This window comes from Streptomyces sp. CA-111067 (assembly GCF_050956065.1).
In the GTDB taxonomy this organism is placed as follows: domain Bacteria; phylum Actinomycetota; class Actinomycetes; order Streptomycetales; family Streptomycetaceae; genus Actinacidiphila.
This window is the reverse complement of record NZ_CP192103.1, coordinates 1723304-1737317: the sequence shown is the minus strand read 5'-3', so window position 1 is coordinate 1737317 and position 14014 is coordinate 1723304. Positions and strand designations below refer to the sequence as shown.

At 71.9% G+C, this 14014-nt stretch carries 15 protein-coding genes; 12 read left to right on the top strand and 3 right to left on the bottom strand.

Features of this window, described 5'->3' with window-relative positions; all coding sequences use genetic code 11:
* Positions 1 to 54 precede the first annotated feature (54 nt).
* The 3 genes from ACQPW6_RS07610 (at position 55) to ACQPW6_RS07600 (ending at position 2311) form a co-directional block, all read left to right on the top strand.
* On the top strand, positions 55 to 990 hold the full coding sequence (locus ACQPW6_RS07610) for a PAC2 family protein (RefSeq protein WP_433888771.1): 936 nt from the start codon (positions 55 to 57) through the stop codon (positions 988 to 990).
* Between the two features lie 233 nt (positions 991 to 1223).
* Positions 1224 to 1817, top strand: a complete 594-nt coding sequence (gene coaE, locus ACQPW6_RS07605) for a dephospho-CoA kinase (RefSeq protein WP_433888770.1) — start codon at positions 1224 to 1226, stop codon at positions 1815 to 1817.
* Between the two features lie 128 nt (positions 1818 to 1945).
* Positions 1946 to 2311, top strand: coding sequence for a tetratricopeptide repeat protein (locus tag ACQPW6_RS07600; RefSeq protein WP_433888769.1), 366 nt, complete (start codon positions 1946 to 1948; stop codon positions 2309 to 2311).
* A gap of 90 nt (positions 2312 to 2401) precedes the next feature.
* Here the strand turns inward: ACQPW6_RS07600 and ACQPW6_RS07595 are convergent, their stop codons facing one another.
* Positions 2402 to 2959: a methylated-DNA--[protein]-cysteine S-methyltransferase gene (locus ACQPW6_RS07595; protein ID WP_433888768.1), complete on the bottom strand. Its 558-nt coding sequence runs from the start codon at positions 2957 to 2959 to the stop codon at positions 2402 to 2404.
* A 170-nt stretch (positions 2960 to 3129) separates the two neighbouring features.
* Between ACQPW6_RS07595 and uvrB the strand changes: the two genes are divergently transcribed.
* The 5 genes from uvrB (at position 3130) to ACQPW6_RS07570 (ending at position 10330) form a co-directional block, all read left to right on the top strand.
* Positions 3130 to 5226, top strand: coding sequence for an excinuclease ABC subunit UvrB (uvrB, locus tag ACQPW6_RS07590; protein WP_433888767.1), 2097 nt, complete (start codon positions 3130 to 3132; stop codon positions 5224 to 5226).
* 105 nt (positions 5227 to 5331) lie between these two features.
* Entirely contained in the window at positions 5332 to 5910 is a 579-nt protein-coding gene (locus ACQPW6_RS07585) for a TerD family protein (protein WP_433888766.1), read from the top strand.
* Between the two features lie 66 nt (positions 5911 to 5976).
* On the top strand, positions 5977 to 8025 hold the full coding sequence (locus tag ACQPW6_RS07580; protein WP_433888765.1) for a TerD family protein: 2049 nt from the start codon (positions 5977 to 5979) through the stop codon (positions 8023 to 8025).
* Positions 8026 to 8154: 129 nt separating this feature from the next.
* Positions 8155 to 9144 (top strand): TerC family protein, encoded by a 990-nt coding sequence (locus ACQPW6_RS07575; protein WP_433888764.1) that lies wholly within the window; start codon positions 8155 to 8157, stop codon positions 9142 to 9144.
* Positions 9145 to 9265: 121 nt separating this feature from the next.
* The gene (locus ACQPW6_RS07570) at positions 9266 to 10330 is read left to right on the top strand and encodes a cytochrome c oxidase assembly protein (RefSeq protein ID WP_433888763.1); all 1065 of its coding nucleotides are present in this window, start codon (positions 9266 to 9268) and stop codon (positions 10328 to 10330) included.
* Between the two features lie 44 nt (positions 10331 to 10374).
* Here ACQPW6_RS07570 and ACQPW6_RS07565 read toward each other — a convergent pair whose 3' ends face one another.
* On the bottom strand, positions 10375 to 10833 hold the full coding sequence (locus ACQPW6_RS07565) for an Lrp/AsnC family transcriptional regulator (protein WP_433888762.1): 459 nt from the start codon (positions 10831 to 10833) through the stop codon (positions 10375 to 10377).
* A 63-nt stretch (positions 10834 to 10896) separates the two neighbouring features.
* On the opposite strand from ACQPW6_RS07565, the gene ACQPW6_RS07560 reads away from it, so the two are divergent.
* Positions 10897 to 11691: an AzlC family ABC transporter permease gene (locus tag ACQPW6_RS07560; RefSeq protein WP_433888761.1), complete on the top strand. Its 795-nt coding sequence runs from the start codon at positions 10897 to 10899 to the stop codon at positions 11689 to 11691.
* Positions 11684 to 12016: a branched-chain amino acid transporter permease gene (locus ACQPW6_RS07555; RefSeq protein WP_433888760.1), complete on the top strand. Its 333-nt coding sequence runs from the start codon at positions 11684 to 11686 to the stop codon at positions 12014 to 12016. The genes ACQPW6_RS07560 and ACQPW6_RS07555 overlap by 8 nt, the downstream gene beginning before the upstream one ends.
* A gap of 31 nt (positions 12017 to 12047) precedes the next feature.
* Here ACQPW6_RS07555 and ACQPW6_RS07550 read toward each other — a convergent pair whose 3' ends face one another.
* A complete protein-coding gene (locus ACQPW6_RS07550) occupies positions 12048 to 13043 on the bottom strand; it encodes a helix-turn-helix transcriptional regulator (RefSeq protein WP_433888759.1) in 996 nt (331 codons plus the stop codon).
* A 39-nt stretch (positions 13044 to 13082) separates the two neighbouring features.
* On the opposite strand from ACQPW6_RS07550, the gene ACQPW6_RS07545 reads away from it, so the two are divergent.
* Entirely contained in the window at positions 13083 to 13562 is a 480-nt protein-coding gene (locus tag ACQPW6_RS07545) for a hypothetical protein (protein ID WP_433888758.1), read from the top strand.
* Positions 13559 to 14011, top strand: a complete 453-nt coding sequence (locus ACQPW6_RS07540; protein ID WP_433888757.1) for a hypothetical protein — start codon at positions 13559 to 13561, stop codon at positions 14009 to 14011. Before ACQPW6_RS07545 ends, ACQPW6_RS07540 begins: the two co-directional genes overlap by 4 nt.
* Positions 14012 to 14014 lie beyond the last annotated feature (3 nt).

The following is a 14014-nucleotide window of genomic DNA, read 5'->3' as shown; positions in this document are numbered from 1 at the left end:
ATGGTCGGACCGGGACGGTCGTTGATGTCACTGAGAGCGAGGAGGACGATCATCGTGCTGGATCCGCAAGGGCTGTACGAGTACGTGCCGGGCGGGGCCGAGGCCGTGGACGAGGCGGTCGGCGACGCCGGTCCCGTACTGCTGTACCACTTCGAGGGCTTCATGGACGCCGGCGAGGTCGGCGAGCAGATCAGCCAGCAGCTGCTGGACCGCCTCGACAACCAGCTGATCGCCCGCTTCGACGCCGACCGGCTGGTCGACTACCGGGCCCGCCGCCCGCTGATGACCTTCGAGCGCGACCACTGGACGTCCTACGACGCCCCGGAGATCGACCTCTACCTGGTCCGTGACGCGACCGGAACCCCGTTCCTGCTGCTCACCGGCTCGGAGCCGGACGTGGAGTGGGAACGCTTCAGCACGGCCGTACTCCAGGTGATCGAGCGCCTCGGGGTCCGGCTGGCCATCAACTTCCACGGCATCCCGATGGGCGTCCCGCACACCCGCCCGGTCGGCGTCACCCCGCACGGCAACCGGGTGGACCTGATGCCCGGTCACCGCGCCTGGTTCGACGAGGCGCAGGTGCCCGGCAGCGCCGCCTCGCTGATCGAGCTGCGGCTCGCCGAGGCCGGCCGTGACGTGCTGGGCGTCGCCGCCCACGTGCCGCACTACCTGGCCCGCTCCCCGTACCCGGACGCCGCACTCGCCGTCCTGGAGACCGTCACCGCCGCGACCGGCCTGGTGCTCCCCGACGTGGCCCACTCGCTGCGCGCCGAGGCGCACACCGTTCGGGTCGAGATCGACCGGCAGGTGGCCGAGGGCGACGGCGAACTCATCTCGGTGGTCCGCGGCCTGGAAACCCAGTACGACGCGGTAGCCGGCGCCCAGACCCGCGAAAGCCTGATCGCCGAGCCGATGGACCTCCCGTCGGCGGACGACCTGGCGGCCGAGTTCGAACGCTTCCTCGCTGACCGCGACGACGACGGCCGCTAGGCACTCGCCGTGCGGGCCGAGCCAGCACGACGTGCGGGACCGGCCCCGCGCCCCTCGGCCCCCGCCGCGGGGGTTGCGCTTTCCGCGCCCGCGCGGCTCCGCCGCGTGGGCGCTCCCGGCTGACCGGGGTTTTTCAGGGGCGCGGGGAACTGCGCGACAAGCCCCCCACCGGGGGCGAGGTCCGGGGGCTGGGGGCGGTGGCTCGGCGGACGGCAGTCCGTAAGCTGAGCAGCATGCTAAAGATCGGCCTCACCGGCGGAATCGGCGCCGGGAAGAGCGAAGTCGCCCGGCTGCTCGCCTCGTACGGGGCGATCCTCGTGGACTCCGACCGGATCTCCCGGGAAGTGGTCGAACCCGGCACCGCCGGCCTCGCCGCGATCGTCGCGGAGTTCGGACCCGACGTACTCGCCGCGGACGGCACGCTCGACCGCCCGAAGCTCGGCCGCATCGTGTTCGCCGACGAAGACCGGCGCAAGGCGCTCAACGCGATCGTCCACCCCCTGGTGGGCGCCAGGTCCGCCGAGCTGCAGAAGCAGGCCGGCCCCGGCGACATCGTCGCCCACGACGTACCCCTCCTCACCGAGAACGGCCTCGCCCCCCTCTACGACCTGGTGATCGTCGTAGACGCCGACCCCGCCACCCAGCTGGACCGCCTGGTCCGGCAGCGCGGCATGGCCGAGGACGAGGCCAGGTCCCGGATGGCCGCCCAGGCCACCCGTGCCGAGCGGCTGGCCGTCGCCGACCTGGTGATCGACAACGACGGGCCGCTGGCCGCGCTGGAGCCGCAGGTGCGGGCCGTGTGGGAGCGGCTGCGGGCCCGGCTCTGAACCGGGGCGCACGCCGCCGTGCCGCCCGTTCCCGCCGAACGTGCCGGGAATGCGGTTGCCGCCCACCGCGTTGGGTATGTCTGTCCAGACGATCACTCGTCACCGTGCCCGAGGTCAGGGAGGCGGACGTGCCCGAGCGGAGCCCCGAGACTCTAGTCATCGACTACCGCGCCGCAGAGCAGCTCCTTGCCGCGCGCGACCCGCGCGGCGCGGTGAAGCTGCTCGACCCGGTGGTGGCGGCCCACCCGGAGAACACCGCGGCCCGGCTGCTGCGCGCCCGCGCGTTCTTCGCCGCGGCCCAACTGCGCCCCGCCGAGCTGGAGTTCCAGATCGTGCTGGAGCGCGAGCCGGACAACGCGTTCGCCCACTTCGCGCTGGCCCGCACGCTGGAGCGGTCCAACCGCGCCGACGAGGCGCAGCGCCACTTCCGGCTGGCCGCCGCGCTCGAACCGCGCCCGGACTACCTGGCCGCCGCCCGCTTCGAGACGCCGTAGCCGCGGTAGCCACCGCGACGGCGCGCCCGGAACGTAGGGAGCCCGGCAGGCTTGTCTGCCCCCGTGACAGGCACGCCTGCGGGGCTTGTCTCAGAACAGCGGGGCCGGCAGCACTCCCTCAAGCGCCAGCAGCTGCCGCTTGATCTCCAGGCCGCCGCCGAAGCCGCCTATCCCGCCGTCGCTCTCGATCACCCGGTGGCAGGGCACCACCACCGGCAGCGGATTGGAGCCCATCGCGGAGCCGACCGCCCGCGCCGCGTCCGGCTCGCCCACCCGGTCCGCGAGGTCCTGGTAGCCGACCACCGCTCCGTACCGCACGCCCGCCGCCAGCTCGCGCAGCACCCGCCGGTTGAAACCGGTGGTCAGCGACCAGTCCAGGTCGAGGGTGAACTCCTTCAGCGTCCCCGCGAAGTACGCCTCCAGCTGCTCGGTGACCGGGGCCAGTGCGGCCGGGTCCCGTTCCGGTATGCAGCCGAGCCGCCGGCCCATCGACTCCAGGGCGCGGGCGGCCACCGCCTCCTCGGCGCGGAAGCCGACGAGAACCAGCCCCTGGTCGGTGCCCGCCACCAGCAGCGGACCGATCGGGGTGTCCAGGACAGTCCAGTAAGCGTTCGTCACGTGGGCGAGCGTAATCGGGGGGTCTGACATTGATGCTGGTACTCAGGTCGCGGTGGTCGTGGCTCGGGGTCTGACTGACGCCCTGCTGGGCTGTCTTCCGGTTGGTCTGCCCGGCCGCCGTGACCTGTTCTCAGGGCTCCGGCCGGGCCCCGCGAGGCCGGCGCCGGACGATTGTCAGTGCCGGGTCGTACGGTGGTTCCATGCGGCCCGTATCAGACATCGAACGCACCGTGGCGCCCTTCGAGGTCGTCAGCCCCTACCAGCCCAGCGGAGACCAGCCCACTGCCATCGACGACCTGGAGCGCCGGATCCAGGCCGGCGAGCAGGACGTCGTCCTGCTCGGTGCCACCGGTACGGGCAAGTCCGCCACCACCGCCTGGATGATCGAGCGGCTGCAGCGTCCGACCCTGGTGATGGCGCCGAACAAGACGCTCGCGGCGCAGCTCGCCAACGAGTTCCGCGAGCTGCTGCCGAACAACGCGGTCGAGTACTTCGTCTCGTACTACGACTACTACCAGCCCGAGGCGTACGTCCCGCAGACCGACACCTTCATCGAGAAGGACTCCTCCATCAACGAGGAGGTGGAGCGGCTCCGGCACTCCGCCACCAACTCGCTGCTGACCAGGCGCGATGTCATCGTGGTCGCCTCGGTGTCGTGCATCTACGGCCTCGGCACCCCGCAGGAGTACATCGACCGCATGGTGCGGCTCAACGTGGGCGACGTCATCGACCGCGACGCCCTGCTGCGCAAGTTCGTGGACATCCAGTACACCCGCAACGACGTGGCGTTCACCCGCGGCACCTTCCGGGTGCGCGGCGACACCATCGAGATCTTCCCGGTCTACGAGCAGCTGGCCGTCCGGGTGGAGATGTTCGGCGACGAGATCGAGGCGCTGTACACCCTGCACCCGCTGACCGGCGAGGTGATCACCGAGGACCGGCAGATCTACGTCTTCCCCGCCAGCCACTACGTGGCGGGCCCCGAGCGGATGGAACGGGCCATCGCCGGGATCGAGGAGGAGCTGGAGACCCGGCTCGCCCAGCTGGACAAGCAGGGCAAGCTGCTGGAGGCCCAGCGGCTGCGGATGCGCACCACCTACGACGTCGAGATGATGCGGCAGATCGGCACCTGCTCCGGCATCGAGAACTACTCGATGCACATCGACGGCCGCAGCAGCGGCACCGCGCCCGACACCCTGATCGACTACTTCCCCGAGGACTTCCTGCTGGTCATCGACGAGTCGCATGTCACCGTGCCGCAGATCGGCGCGATGTACGAGGGCGACGCGTCCCGCAAGCGCACCCTGGTCGACCACGGCTTCCGGCTGCCGTCCGCGCTGGACAACCGCCCGCTGAAGTGGGAGGAGTTCCTGAAGCGGGTCGGGCAGACGGTCTACCTGTCCGCGACCCCCGGCAACTACGAGCTGTCCCGCGGCAACGGCGTGGTGGAGCAGATCATCCGCCCGACCGGCCTGATCGACCCCGAGGTGGTGGTCAAGCCCACCGAGGGCCAGATCGACGACCTGGTGCACGAGATCCGGCTGCGCACCGAGAAGAACGAACGGGTGCTGGTCACCACCCTGACCAAGAAGATGTCGGAGGACCTCACCGACTACCTGCTGGAGCTGGGCATCCAGGTCCGCTACCTGCACAGCGACATCGACACCCTGCGCCGGGTCGAGCTGCTGCGGGAGCTGCGGGCCGGCGAGTACGACGTGCTGGTCGGCATCAACCTGCTGCGTGAGGGCCTCGACCTGCCCGAGGTGTCGCTGGTGGCGATCCTGGACGCGGACAAGGAGGGCTTCCTGCGCTCGGGCACCTCGCTGATCCAGACCATCGGCCGTGCCGCCCGTAACGTGTCGGGCCAGGTCCACATGTACGCGGACCGGATCACCCCGGCGATGGAGAAGGCGATCGACGAGACCAACCGCCGCCGCGAGAAGCAGATCGCCTACAACACCGAGCGCGGCATCGACCCGCAGCCGTTGCGCAAGAAGATCGCCGGCATCCTCGACTCCTTCGCCCGGGAGGACGCCGACACCGAGGAGCTGCTCGGCTCCGGCCGGCAGCGCTCGCGCGGCAAGGCGCCGGTGCCGGGCCTGTCGGCCAAGGGCGCGGGCAAGCGCGGCGAGGCCACGGTGCCCGCCGAGGAGCTGGCCGATCTGATCGCCCAGCTCACCGATCAGATGCACGCCGCCGCCGCCGAGCTCCAGTTCGAGGTCGCCGCCCGGCTGCGGGACGAACTGAAGGACCTCAAGAAGGAGTTGCGGCAGATGCGGGAGGGGGGCGTGGCCTGATCCGGCCGGAAAATCACACGGTGACGAACCGGGATACCTTGTCGCGGCGTCTTGTTAGGGTGCGAGACAACCGCACACATGGTGACGGGTGAGAGGGGACAGCGCGTGACGGTCAACATGACCAAAGGCCAGAAGATCAGCCTGAGCAAGGCCGACGGGGGATCTCTGTCAGCGGTCAGGATGGGACTTGGCTGGCAGGCGGCACCGCGCCGCGGGCTGTTCGGCAGCCGCACCCGGGAGATCGACCTGGATGCGTCGGCGGTGCTCTTCGCCGACAAGCAGCCCGTTGACGTGGTGTTCTTCCGCCACCTCACCAGCGATGACGGCTCGGTGCGGCACACCGGCGACAACCTTGTCGGCGGCGCGGGGCAGGGCGGCGACGACGAGTCCATCCTGGTGGACCTGCAGCGCGTCCCGGTGCACGTCGACCAGATCGTCTTCACGGTGAACTCCTTCACCGGCCAGACCTTCGCCGAGGTGCAGAACGCGTTCTGCCGCCTGGTGGACGAGACCAACGGACAGGAGCTGGCCCGCTACACGCTGACCGGCGGCGGCGCGTACACCGCGCAGATCATGTGCAAGGTGCAGCGCGGCCAGGGCGGCTGGTCGATGACGGCGATCGGCACGCCCGCCAACGGCCGGACGTTCCAGGACCTGATCCCGGCGATCCTGCCCGCACTCTGAGCACCAGCCCCGGCCGCGGGCCGGGGCAGCACTGACACAAGAAGACGGGAACAGGGGGCGGCGGACATGACAGCCGAACTGGTCCGGGGGCAGAATCATCCGCTGCCCGGCAACCGGCTGGAGATCCGGGTGTCGGCGGGCACTCCGGTGGTGGCCGCGGTCACCCTGGGGGACGAGCAGGGACGGGTGGGTGAGCCGGGCTGGCTCGCCCACCCCGGCGCGCCGAACCTCGCCGGGATCGAACTGCCACGGCAGGCCGCGGCCGAGCACCGGCTCGCGGTGGACCTCGGCGCGATGCCGCCGGAGGCACACCGGGTGCACGTGCTGCTGGCGCTGCCCGGCGCCGCGGGCCGCCCCGGCGCGCCCGCGGACTTCGGCGCCGCCCCCGCCCCGCACCTCGCGGTGACCACCACCGACGGCACGGCGATAGCGGGCTTCACCATCACCGGCCTCGGCGCGGAGACCGCGCTGCTGGCCGTCGAGCTGTACCGGCGGCAGGGCTCCTGGAAGGTCCGCGCGGTCGGCCAGGGCTACCAGGGCGGGCTGCCCGCGCTGCTGCTCGACCAGGGCGTCCCGTCGCCCGAGCGGGTCGCCGCCGAGATCCACGCCGCCGCCGACCGCGAGCTGGCCCGCACAGTCGCCCCGCCGACCACCGCCACCCGCCACTCCGCACTGCCCGACACCGCCATGCGCCCCCCACCTCCCGCCCCCTCCGACGGCTCCGGCCCCGCCCCGTCCCCCCGGCCCGACGGACCGGGAGCCGCGGCGGCGGTTCCTCAGTCGGCCTCCGCCCCGTACGACCGGCCCGGCCCCGTCCCGTCCGCCCGGCCGGGCACTCCCGATGCGGAGCCCGCCGCCCGCGGCACGGACTCGGCGTCCGGAGCGGCCGCCGGCGGCGGCAGCGGGCCGGTGGACTACCGGCATCCGCGGCGCCGTGGCGCGGCCGCGCCCGCCGGGGCCGGCGGACCGGCGGCCTCGCCGCCTGCCGGACCGCCGCCCGCGCAGGGCCCCGCGCCGGACCGGCCCCCGGTCCCGGTGGCCGGCGACGCGGCCGGCTGGTCGATGGAGGAGCGGCTGTACAACCAGGTCTGGGGGATGTTCGAGGACCTGACCCGTTCCGTCGCCGCCTACCGCAGCGCCGTCGACTTCGCCGAGTCCCGGCTCGACCAGGAGCTCGACCGGCTGCTCGCCGACCCCCGCACCCGCGGCGGCCCCGCCGCCGACGCCGCCCGCGAGCAGGCCGAGTACCGGCAGATCGAGCTGGTCGACCAGGCCCGCGCGGTGCTGGAGCGCGACCTCGCCCAGCTGGCCGCCGAGTCCGAGGTGGTGGAGCCGGCGCTGCCGGCCCCGTTCGCGGGCTGGGAGAACCCGGTGTGGCACGGCTACCGGGTGCCGGACAAGCCGCCGCTCGCCGTCCGGCTCGGCAGCCTCTCGCTGCCCGAGGTGCCCGAGATCCGGATCCCGCTGCTGGTCAGGATGCCGCTCGAACGCGGTCTGTGGATCGACTCCGCCGAGGACCGCGGCCCGGCGATGGACACCGCCGTGGCCATCGCCGCCCGGCTGCTCGCCTCCTTCCCGGTGGGCGGCTTCGCCGTGCACGCGCTGGATCCGGCCGGTTCCGGCGCCACCGCGCTCGCGCCGCTCGCCGCGGCGGGCGGGGTGCTCGCCGAGGGCGGCAGGGGCAAGGTCGGCGAGGTGCTGACCCGGCTCACCGAGCGGGTCGACCTGCTGCACATGGCCCACCGCGGGGGCGCCCCCGACGCGCTGCCGCCCGGCTTCGACACCGCCGAGCAGTTGCTGATCGTCAACGAGTTCCCGTACGGCTTCGACGACCGTGCCGTCACCCAGCTGCGCTACCTCGCCGACGAGGGGCCGGCCGCGGGCGTCCACCTGCTGCTGGTGGCCGACCGGGAGGACGCGTCCGCGTACGGCCCGGTGCTCGACCCCCTGTGGCGCTCGCTGCTGCGGCTGACCCCGCTGCCCAGCGACCACCTCGCCGACCCCTGGGTGGGCCACGCCTGGACGTATGAACCGTCGATGGTGCCGGTCGGCAGCCAGGTGCTCACCCAGGTACTGCGCCAGGTGGCCGCGGCCCGTCCCGCGTTCGGAACGTAAAGCCTCGACCAAGCCTCTGACCTGCATTCTTGGGTTTAGCTTTACTCTTCCTTGGTTATTCCTGTACCGTTCTTTGTCCGGAGGGTCATTTCCGGACATCCGTACAGATGATCTGCCGGAGGAGCAGCAGTGGACGTGTCTCTCGCCCTCTGGGCGCTCACCATCGCCGGTCTGGGCGCCCTGATCGGTGCCGACTTCCTGATCGGCCGCAATCCGCACGACGTCACGATCCGCGAGGCCGGGATCTGGACCGTGGTCTGGGTGGTACTGGCCGGACTCTTCGGCCTCGGCCTGCTGTTCTTCGCCGGCGGTGAGCCGGCGGGCGAGTTCTTCGCCGGGTACATCACCGAGAAGTCGCTCAGCGTGGACAACCTCTTCGTCTTCGTGCTGATCATGGCGAAGTTCGCGGTGCCGTCCCAGTACCAGCAGCGCGTCCTGCTGGTGGGCGTGTTGATAGCGCTGGTCCTGCGCGCGGTGTTCATCGCCGCCGGCGCCACCATCATCGCCAGCTTCTCCTGGGTCTTCTTCATCTTCGGCGCGTTCCTGATCTGGACCGCCTGGAAGCTGATCAAGGAGGCCCGCGCGGACGACGGCGACGAGGAGGAGTTCGAGGAGAACCGGGTACTGAAGATGGTCGAGAAGCGGGTGCCGTCCACCGACCAGTACCACGGCACCGCGCTGTTCATCACCGAGAACGGCAAGCGGCTGATGACGCCGATGCTCGTGGTGATGCTCGCCATCGGCACCACCGACGTGCTCTTCGCGCTCGACTCCATCCCGGCGATCTTCGGCCTCACCCAGGACCCGTACATCGTCTTCACCGCCAACGCCTTCGCGCTGATGGGCCTGCGCCAGCTGTACTTCCTGATCGGCGGCCTGCTGAAGAAGCTGGTGCACCTGTCGTACGGCCTGTCGGTGATCCTCGGCTTCATCGGCGTGAAGCTGGTGCTGCACGCGCTGCACGAGGCGGGGGTGCACGTACCCGAGATCTCGATCCCGGTCTCGCTCGGCGTCATCGTGGCGGTGCTGGCCGTCACCACCGTCACCAGTCTGATCGCCTCGCGGCGGCAGGCCGAGCAGGAGGCGCGCGAGGAGGCCAAGGCCACCGCCGACGTCTGACCGCGGCACCCCAGGCCGCAGCACGTCACACCACGCCCGGCGGGCCCGCGGCAGGCCCGCCGGGCACCTGCGCGCGGAGCGCGTCCCGCCGAGGTCTACCGTGGCCACGTAACGGACGGTCATGCGGAAAGGCGCGGATGTGGCCAGCACCCCGGCGGCGGCCCCGGCAGTGACATCACTGCCAGAACTCACCGGCTCCCGGTTCCTGGACGCCTGGCAGCTCGACACGGTGGCGCTCGCCTTCGTCGTCCTGCTGGGCGTCTGCTACGCGGCCGGCGTACGGCGCAGGCGGCGCGCGGGGGAGGGCTGGCCGCTGTGGCGGGCGGCCGCGTTCTACGGGATGGGCCTGGGCACGCTGGTGATCGCCACCATGTCCTCGCTGGCCGTCTACGACCGGGTGCTGTTCTGGCCGGCCGCCGTGCAGAACATCCTGCTCGACCTGTTCGCCCCGCTCGGCCTGGCCCTCGGCGACCCGCTCGCGCTCGCCGCCCCCGACAGCAGGCTGCGCCGCGCGTTCCTCTCCCGGCCGGTCAGGCTGCTGACGTATCCGCTGGTCAGTTCGGTGCTGGTGCTGGTCTCGGAGCTGACGATCTACTTCACGCCGTACTTCAGCACCGCGCTCGGCAACGACGCCGTGCGGCAGCTCATGCACCTGCAACTGCTGCTCACCGGCTGCCTGTTCGTGCTGCCCATGCTCAGCCGCCAGGAGCTGCTGCCGCGCTGGTGCAGCTACCCGATCCGGGCGGCGCTGGTCTTCTTCGACGGCCTCTTCGACTCCGTGCCCGGCATCGTGGTGATGACCAGCGGCACTCTGGTGGCCGGCCACTGGTACACCGGCCACCCGCGCGCCTGGGGGCCGAGCGTGCGGCGGGACCAGATGCTCGGCGGCGGCCTGATGGTGGTGCTGGCCGAGCTGGTCGGGCTGCCGTTCCTGATCCTGGTGTTCGTCGAGTGGTGGCGCTCGGAGCGCGAGAAGACCGTTGAGCTGGACGCCCGGCTGGACCGTGAGGCGGCCCTCGCCGAGCCCGCCGCGATCCCGGTGCCGGCGGCTCCGGCGGTGAGCCCCGTGGCTGTCCCCGCTGCGGCCGAGGCGGCTCCGGCGGCCGCCGCCGTGCCCGAGATGACCCGGCCCTGGTGGGAGACCGACCAGGGCGAGGTCGGCGAACGGATGCGGCGCCGCACCTAGCCGCACCCAGCCGCGCCGGCGCCCCCGTTGACCGGCGTCCCCGTTCAGTCGGTGACCTTGAGCTTCTTCATCGTCGGCTGCGAGATCACCCGGGCGACACCGGGGATGCCGATGATCTTCCCGGTCTGGAACGCCTCGTAGGCCGTGTAGTCGGCGACCAGCACCCGCAGGTAGTAGTCGGGCGCGCCGAACATCCGGCGGAACTCGACCACCTCCTCGTAGCCGGCGATGGCCCGCTCCAGGCCCTCCAGTGTCTTCAGGTCGCTGACCGAGACCTCGATGGAGACGATCACCTCCAGGCCCCGGCCGGCCGCCTCCGGGTTGATCCTGGCCCGGTAGCCGGTGATGATCCCGGCCTCCTCCAGCCGCTTGACCCGGCGCAGGCAGGGCGGCGGGGTCAGACCGACCCGCTTGGCCAGTTCGACGTTGGTCAGCCGGCCGTCCTGCTGAAGCTGAAACAAAATGTCGCGGTCGATCTGATCGAGTGCGCGTTCATTGCCCATAGGTCAATTCTAGGGTCATATTTCGAAACCATATAAGCCGGAATTCTTCCTAGAATTACTCACATGGTCACCCCGCAGGCCGAGCACCGCACCGGCCCTCCGCCCGTCGCCTCTGCCGCCCCCACCGCCCCCACCGCCCCCGTGGCCTCCGTGGACCCCGCGCCGCCGGCCGGACGGTGGTCGGGGCCCGCGCTCGCGCTGAAGGACACCGGGTCGGTCGGGCTCGGGGCGTACCCGATGGGCGTGGCGTTCGGCGTGCTGGTCGTGCACTCCGGCCTCGCCTGGTGGTGGGCGAGTGTCTTCTCCGGCTTCATCTACGCCGGCTCGCTGGAGTTCCTCTTCCTCGGCCTGGTACTCGCGGGTGCGCCGCTCGCCTCGATCGCGCTGACCGCCTTCCTCGTCAACTTCAGGCACGTCTTCTACGCCCTGTCTTTTCCGCTGCACCGGGTGCACGGCCGGCTGGCGAAGGCGTACAGCACCTTCGCCCTCACCGACGAGGCGTACGCCGTCACCGCCGGCGCCGACGCGCAGTCGTACTCCCGTGGTCGGATCCTGTGGCTGCAAGTGTTCGTCCACCTGTACTGGGCGGGCGGCGCGACGACCGGGGCGCTGCTCGGCTCGGTCATCCCCGCCGCCGTCACCGGCCTGGACTTCGCGGTCACCGCGCTGTTCACCGTGCTGGCCATCGACGCGTTCCGGGCCCGCCGCGACCTGCCGACGCCCGTGATGGCGCTCGGCTGCGCGCTGCTCGCCAGGTTCGCGGTGCCGGGGGAGATGCTGCCGGTCGCGTTCCTGCTGTTCACCGCCGGGCTGACGGCCCGGCACACCCTCGCCAGGAAGAAGGCCGCCGATGCCTGACACCGGTTACCTGATCGCCGCGGTCGGCGTCGCCGTCGCCGTCACCTGGGGCCTGCGCGCGCTGCCCTTCGCCGTGCTGGCGCCGCTGCGCTCCAGCCCGCTGACCGCCTATCTGAACGCGGCGATGCCGGTGGGGGTGATGGTGATTCTCACCGTCTACACGCTGCGCGGCTTCAGCCCGCGGGTGCCGGACGCGGCCTGGCCGACCGGCCTGGCGCTGGCCTGCACGGTGGGGCTGCACCTGTGGCGGCGGAACGTCCTGCTGTCGATCCTCGGCGGCACCGCCGTGCATGTGGCGCTGGCCAGTACGGTCTTCGCGCACTGACGGCGGCAGTACGGCGCTACGGCGCTACGCGTCACGGGGTGTGGGTCGCGGCCACCGCGCGGGCGGTCTCGGCGAGCCGGGCGCGCAGCTCGGGCGGTCCGACGACCTCGACGTCCGTACCCAGCCCCAGGAACATGCCCAGCGCCTGGTCGGCGGACTCGACGGGGACGACGCCGTGCAGCCGGCCGTCGGGGCCGGTGGTGCCGGTCTCGGCCAGCGCGCGGGCGGCGACGCCGGTCAGCCGGTGCAGGGCTTCCGGGGCGAGCCGGATCTCGGCCTGGTGCCGGTGCAGCCGGCGGTGGAAGTCGGCCTGGTGGGCCTGCCAGTAGCCGGCCAGGTCGAAGCCGGCGGCCGGCTCGAACAGCTCGCCGCTGACGCTGAGTTCGAGGATCTGGTCCACCCGGTAGGTCCTGACCTCCGACAGCGGGTCCTGATCCGCCGGGGCCGCGTCCGCGGGCACCGGCCGGGCGACGGCGTACCAGCGGCCGGCTTTCAGCACCAGGCCGTACGGCTCCAGGCGGCGGTCCACGTCGGTCGGCGCCTTCCAGCGCCGGTACCGCACGTCGAGCACCCGGCTGTGCCAGACCGCGTCCGCGACCTGCGGCAGCAGCGGCACCTCGTCGTCGGCCGCGAACCAGCCGGGCGCGTCCAGGTGGAACCGGGACCGCATCCGGTCGGCCTGCGCCCGCAGCTCGGCCGGCAGCGCCGCGCTCAGCTTCAGCTGCGCGGTGGCCAGCGCCCCGCCGAGCCCCAGCTCGGCGGCCGGCCCCGGCACCCCGGCCAGGAACAGCGCCTCCGCCTCGCCCGCGTTCAGCCCGGTGAGGCGGGTGCGGTACCCGTCGAGCAACTGGTACCCGCCGCGGTGGCCGGCGTCGCCGTAGAGCGGGATGCCGGCGGTGTGCAGCGACTCCACGTCCCGGTAGACGGTCCGCGCGGACACCTCCAGCTCGGCGGCGAGCTGGGCGGCGGTCATCCGGCCCCGGGTCTGGAGCAGCAGCAGGATGGACAGCAGTCGGCTGGACTTCACTGACACAGGGTGTCAGCGAACCGGCCGTACGGTCCACCCATGCCCTTTGCCGAGAAGCTTCTGTTCGCCCTGCCGCCACTCGAAGTGGCAGGCCGGAGCGTCAAGCGTTACCACGTGACCGCCGACCCGTCCGGCATCGAACCCGCGGTCGAGAAGGCGGCGTACGAGATGCTGCCGGTACTGCTCCCGGAGCCCGACGGCACGCCGCCGGCCGGTTTCGTCGTCCTCCACAGGGGAGCGGACGACGGGGCCTACCTCAACGCGTACATCTGGGCCTGGGACAACGCGCTCTCGTTCGCCGGCGCGGCAGCCGGCCAGCCCTTCCTCGGCTGCCCCGACCAGGACCCGACCAACTTCGTCCGGCTGGACTCGCCGCTGATCGGCTGCGTGTACGAGCTCCCCCCGATCCTCCACGAACGCGACGCCTGGACCCGCCACATCCTGACCCCCACCACCCCCGACCTCCCCGCCTACCTGGCCGACACCCTTCCCGACGGCACGACTGGAGACCGCGCGTGAACGACTTCGACTTCCTCACCGGTGACTGGGACGTCGCCAACCGCCGCCTGCTCGACTTTCTCGACGGGGACAGCGGGTGGGAGGAGTTTCCCGGGACCAGCCGGGCTTCGCGGCACTTCGGGGGTGCGGCGAACTTCGACGAGATCGACTTTCCCACCAAGGGCACGGCCGGGCTGACGATCCGGCTCTACGACCCGGAGCGCGAGCTGTGGTCGCTGTACTGGGCCAGCAAGACCACCGGCACGCTCTTCCCGCCGGTCACCGGCCGGTTCGCCGGCGGCCGTGGCGAGTTCTCCGGCGAGGACAGCTACGAGGGCAAGCCGGTCGGTGTGCGCTTCGTCTGGTCGGGCATCACCGCCGGCGCGGCCCGCTGGGAGCAGGCGTTCTCGGTGGACGGCGGCAGCACCTGGCTGACCAACTGGGTCATGGACCTGACCCGCCGGGCCTGAGCC

Excerpts from the sequence above, each read along its gene's own strand:
- coaE (WP_433888770.1), top strand. The coding sequence starts at position 1,224 with ATGCTAAAGATCGGCCTCACCGGCGGAATCGGCGCCGGGAAGAGCGAA.
- ACQPW6_RS07595 (WP_433888768.1), bottom strand. The coding sequence starts at position 2,959 with ATGTCAGACCCCCCGATTACGCTCGCCCACGTGACGAACGCTTACTGG.
- uvrB (WP_433888767.1), top strand. The coding sequence starts at position 3,130 with ATGCGGCCCGTATCAGACATCGAACGCACCGTGGCGCCCTTCGAGGTC.
- ACQPW6_RS07580 (WP_433888765.1), top strand. The coding sequence starts at position 5,977 with ATGACAGCCGAACTGGTCCGGGGGCAGAATCATCCGCTGCCCGGCAAC.
- ACQPW6_RS07570 (WP_433888763.1), top strand. The coding sequence starts at position 9,266 with ATGCGGAAAGGCGCGGATGTGGCCAGCACCCCGGCGGCGGCCCCGGCA.
- ACQPW6_RS07565 (WP_433888762.1), bottom strand. The coding sequence starts at position 10,833 with ATGGGCAATGAACGCGCACTCGATCAGATCGACCGCGACATTTTGTTT.
- ACQPW6_RS07560 (WP_433888761.1), top strand. The coding sequence starts at position 10,897 with ATGGTCACCCCGCAGGCCGAGCACCGCACCGGCCCTCCGCCCGTCGCC.
- ACQPW6_RS07555 (WP_433888760.1), top strand. The coding sequence starts at position 11,684 with ATGCCTGACACCGGTTACCTGATCGCCGCGGTCGGCGTCGCCGTCGCC.
- ACQPW6_RS07545 (WP_433888758.1), top strand. The coding sequence starts at position 13,083 with ATGCCCTTTGCCGAGAAGCTTCTGTTCGCCCTGCCGCCACTCGAAGTG.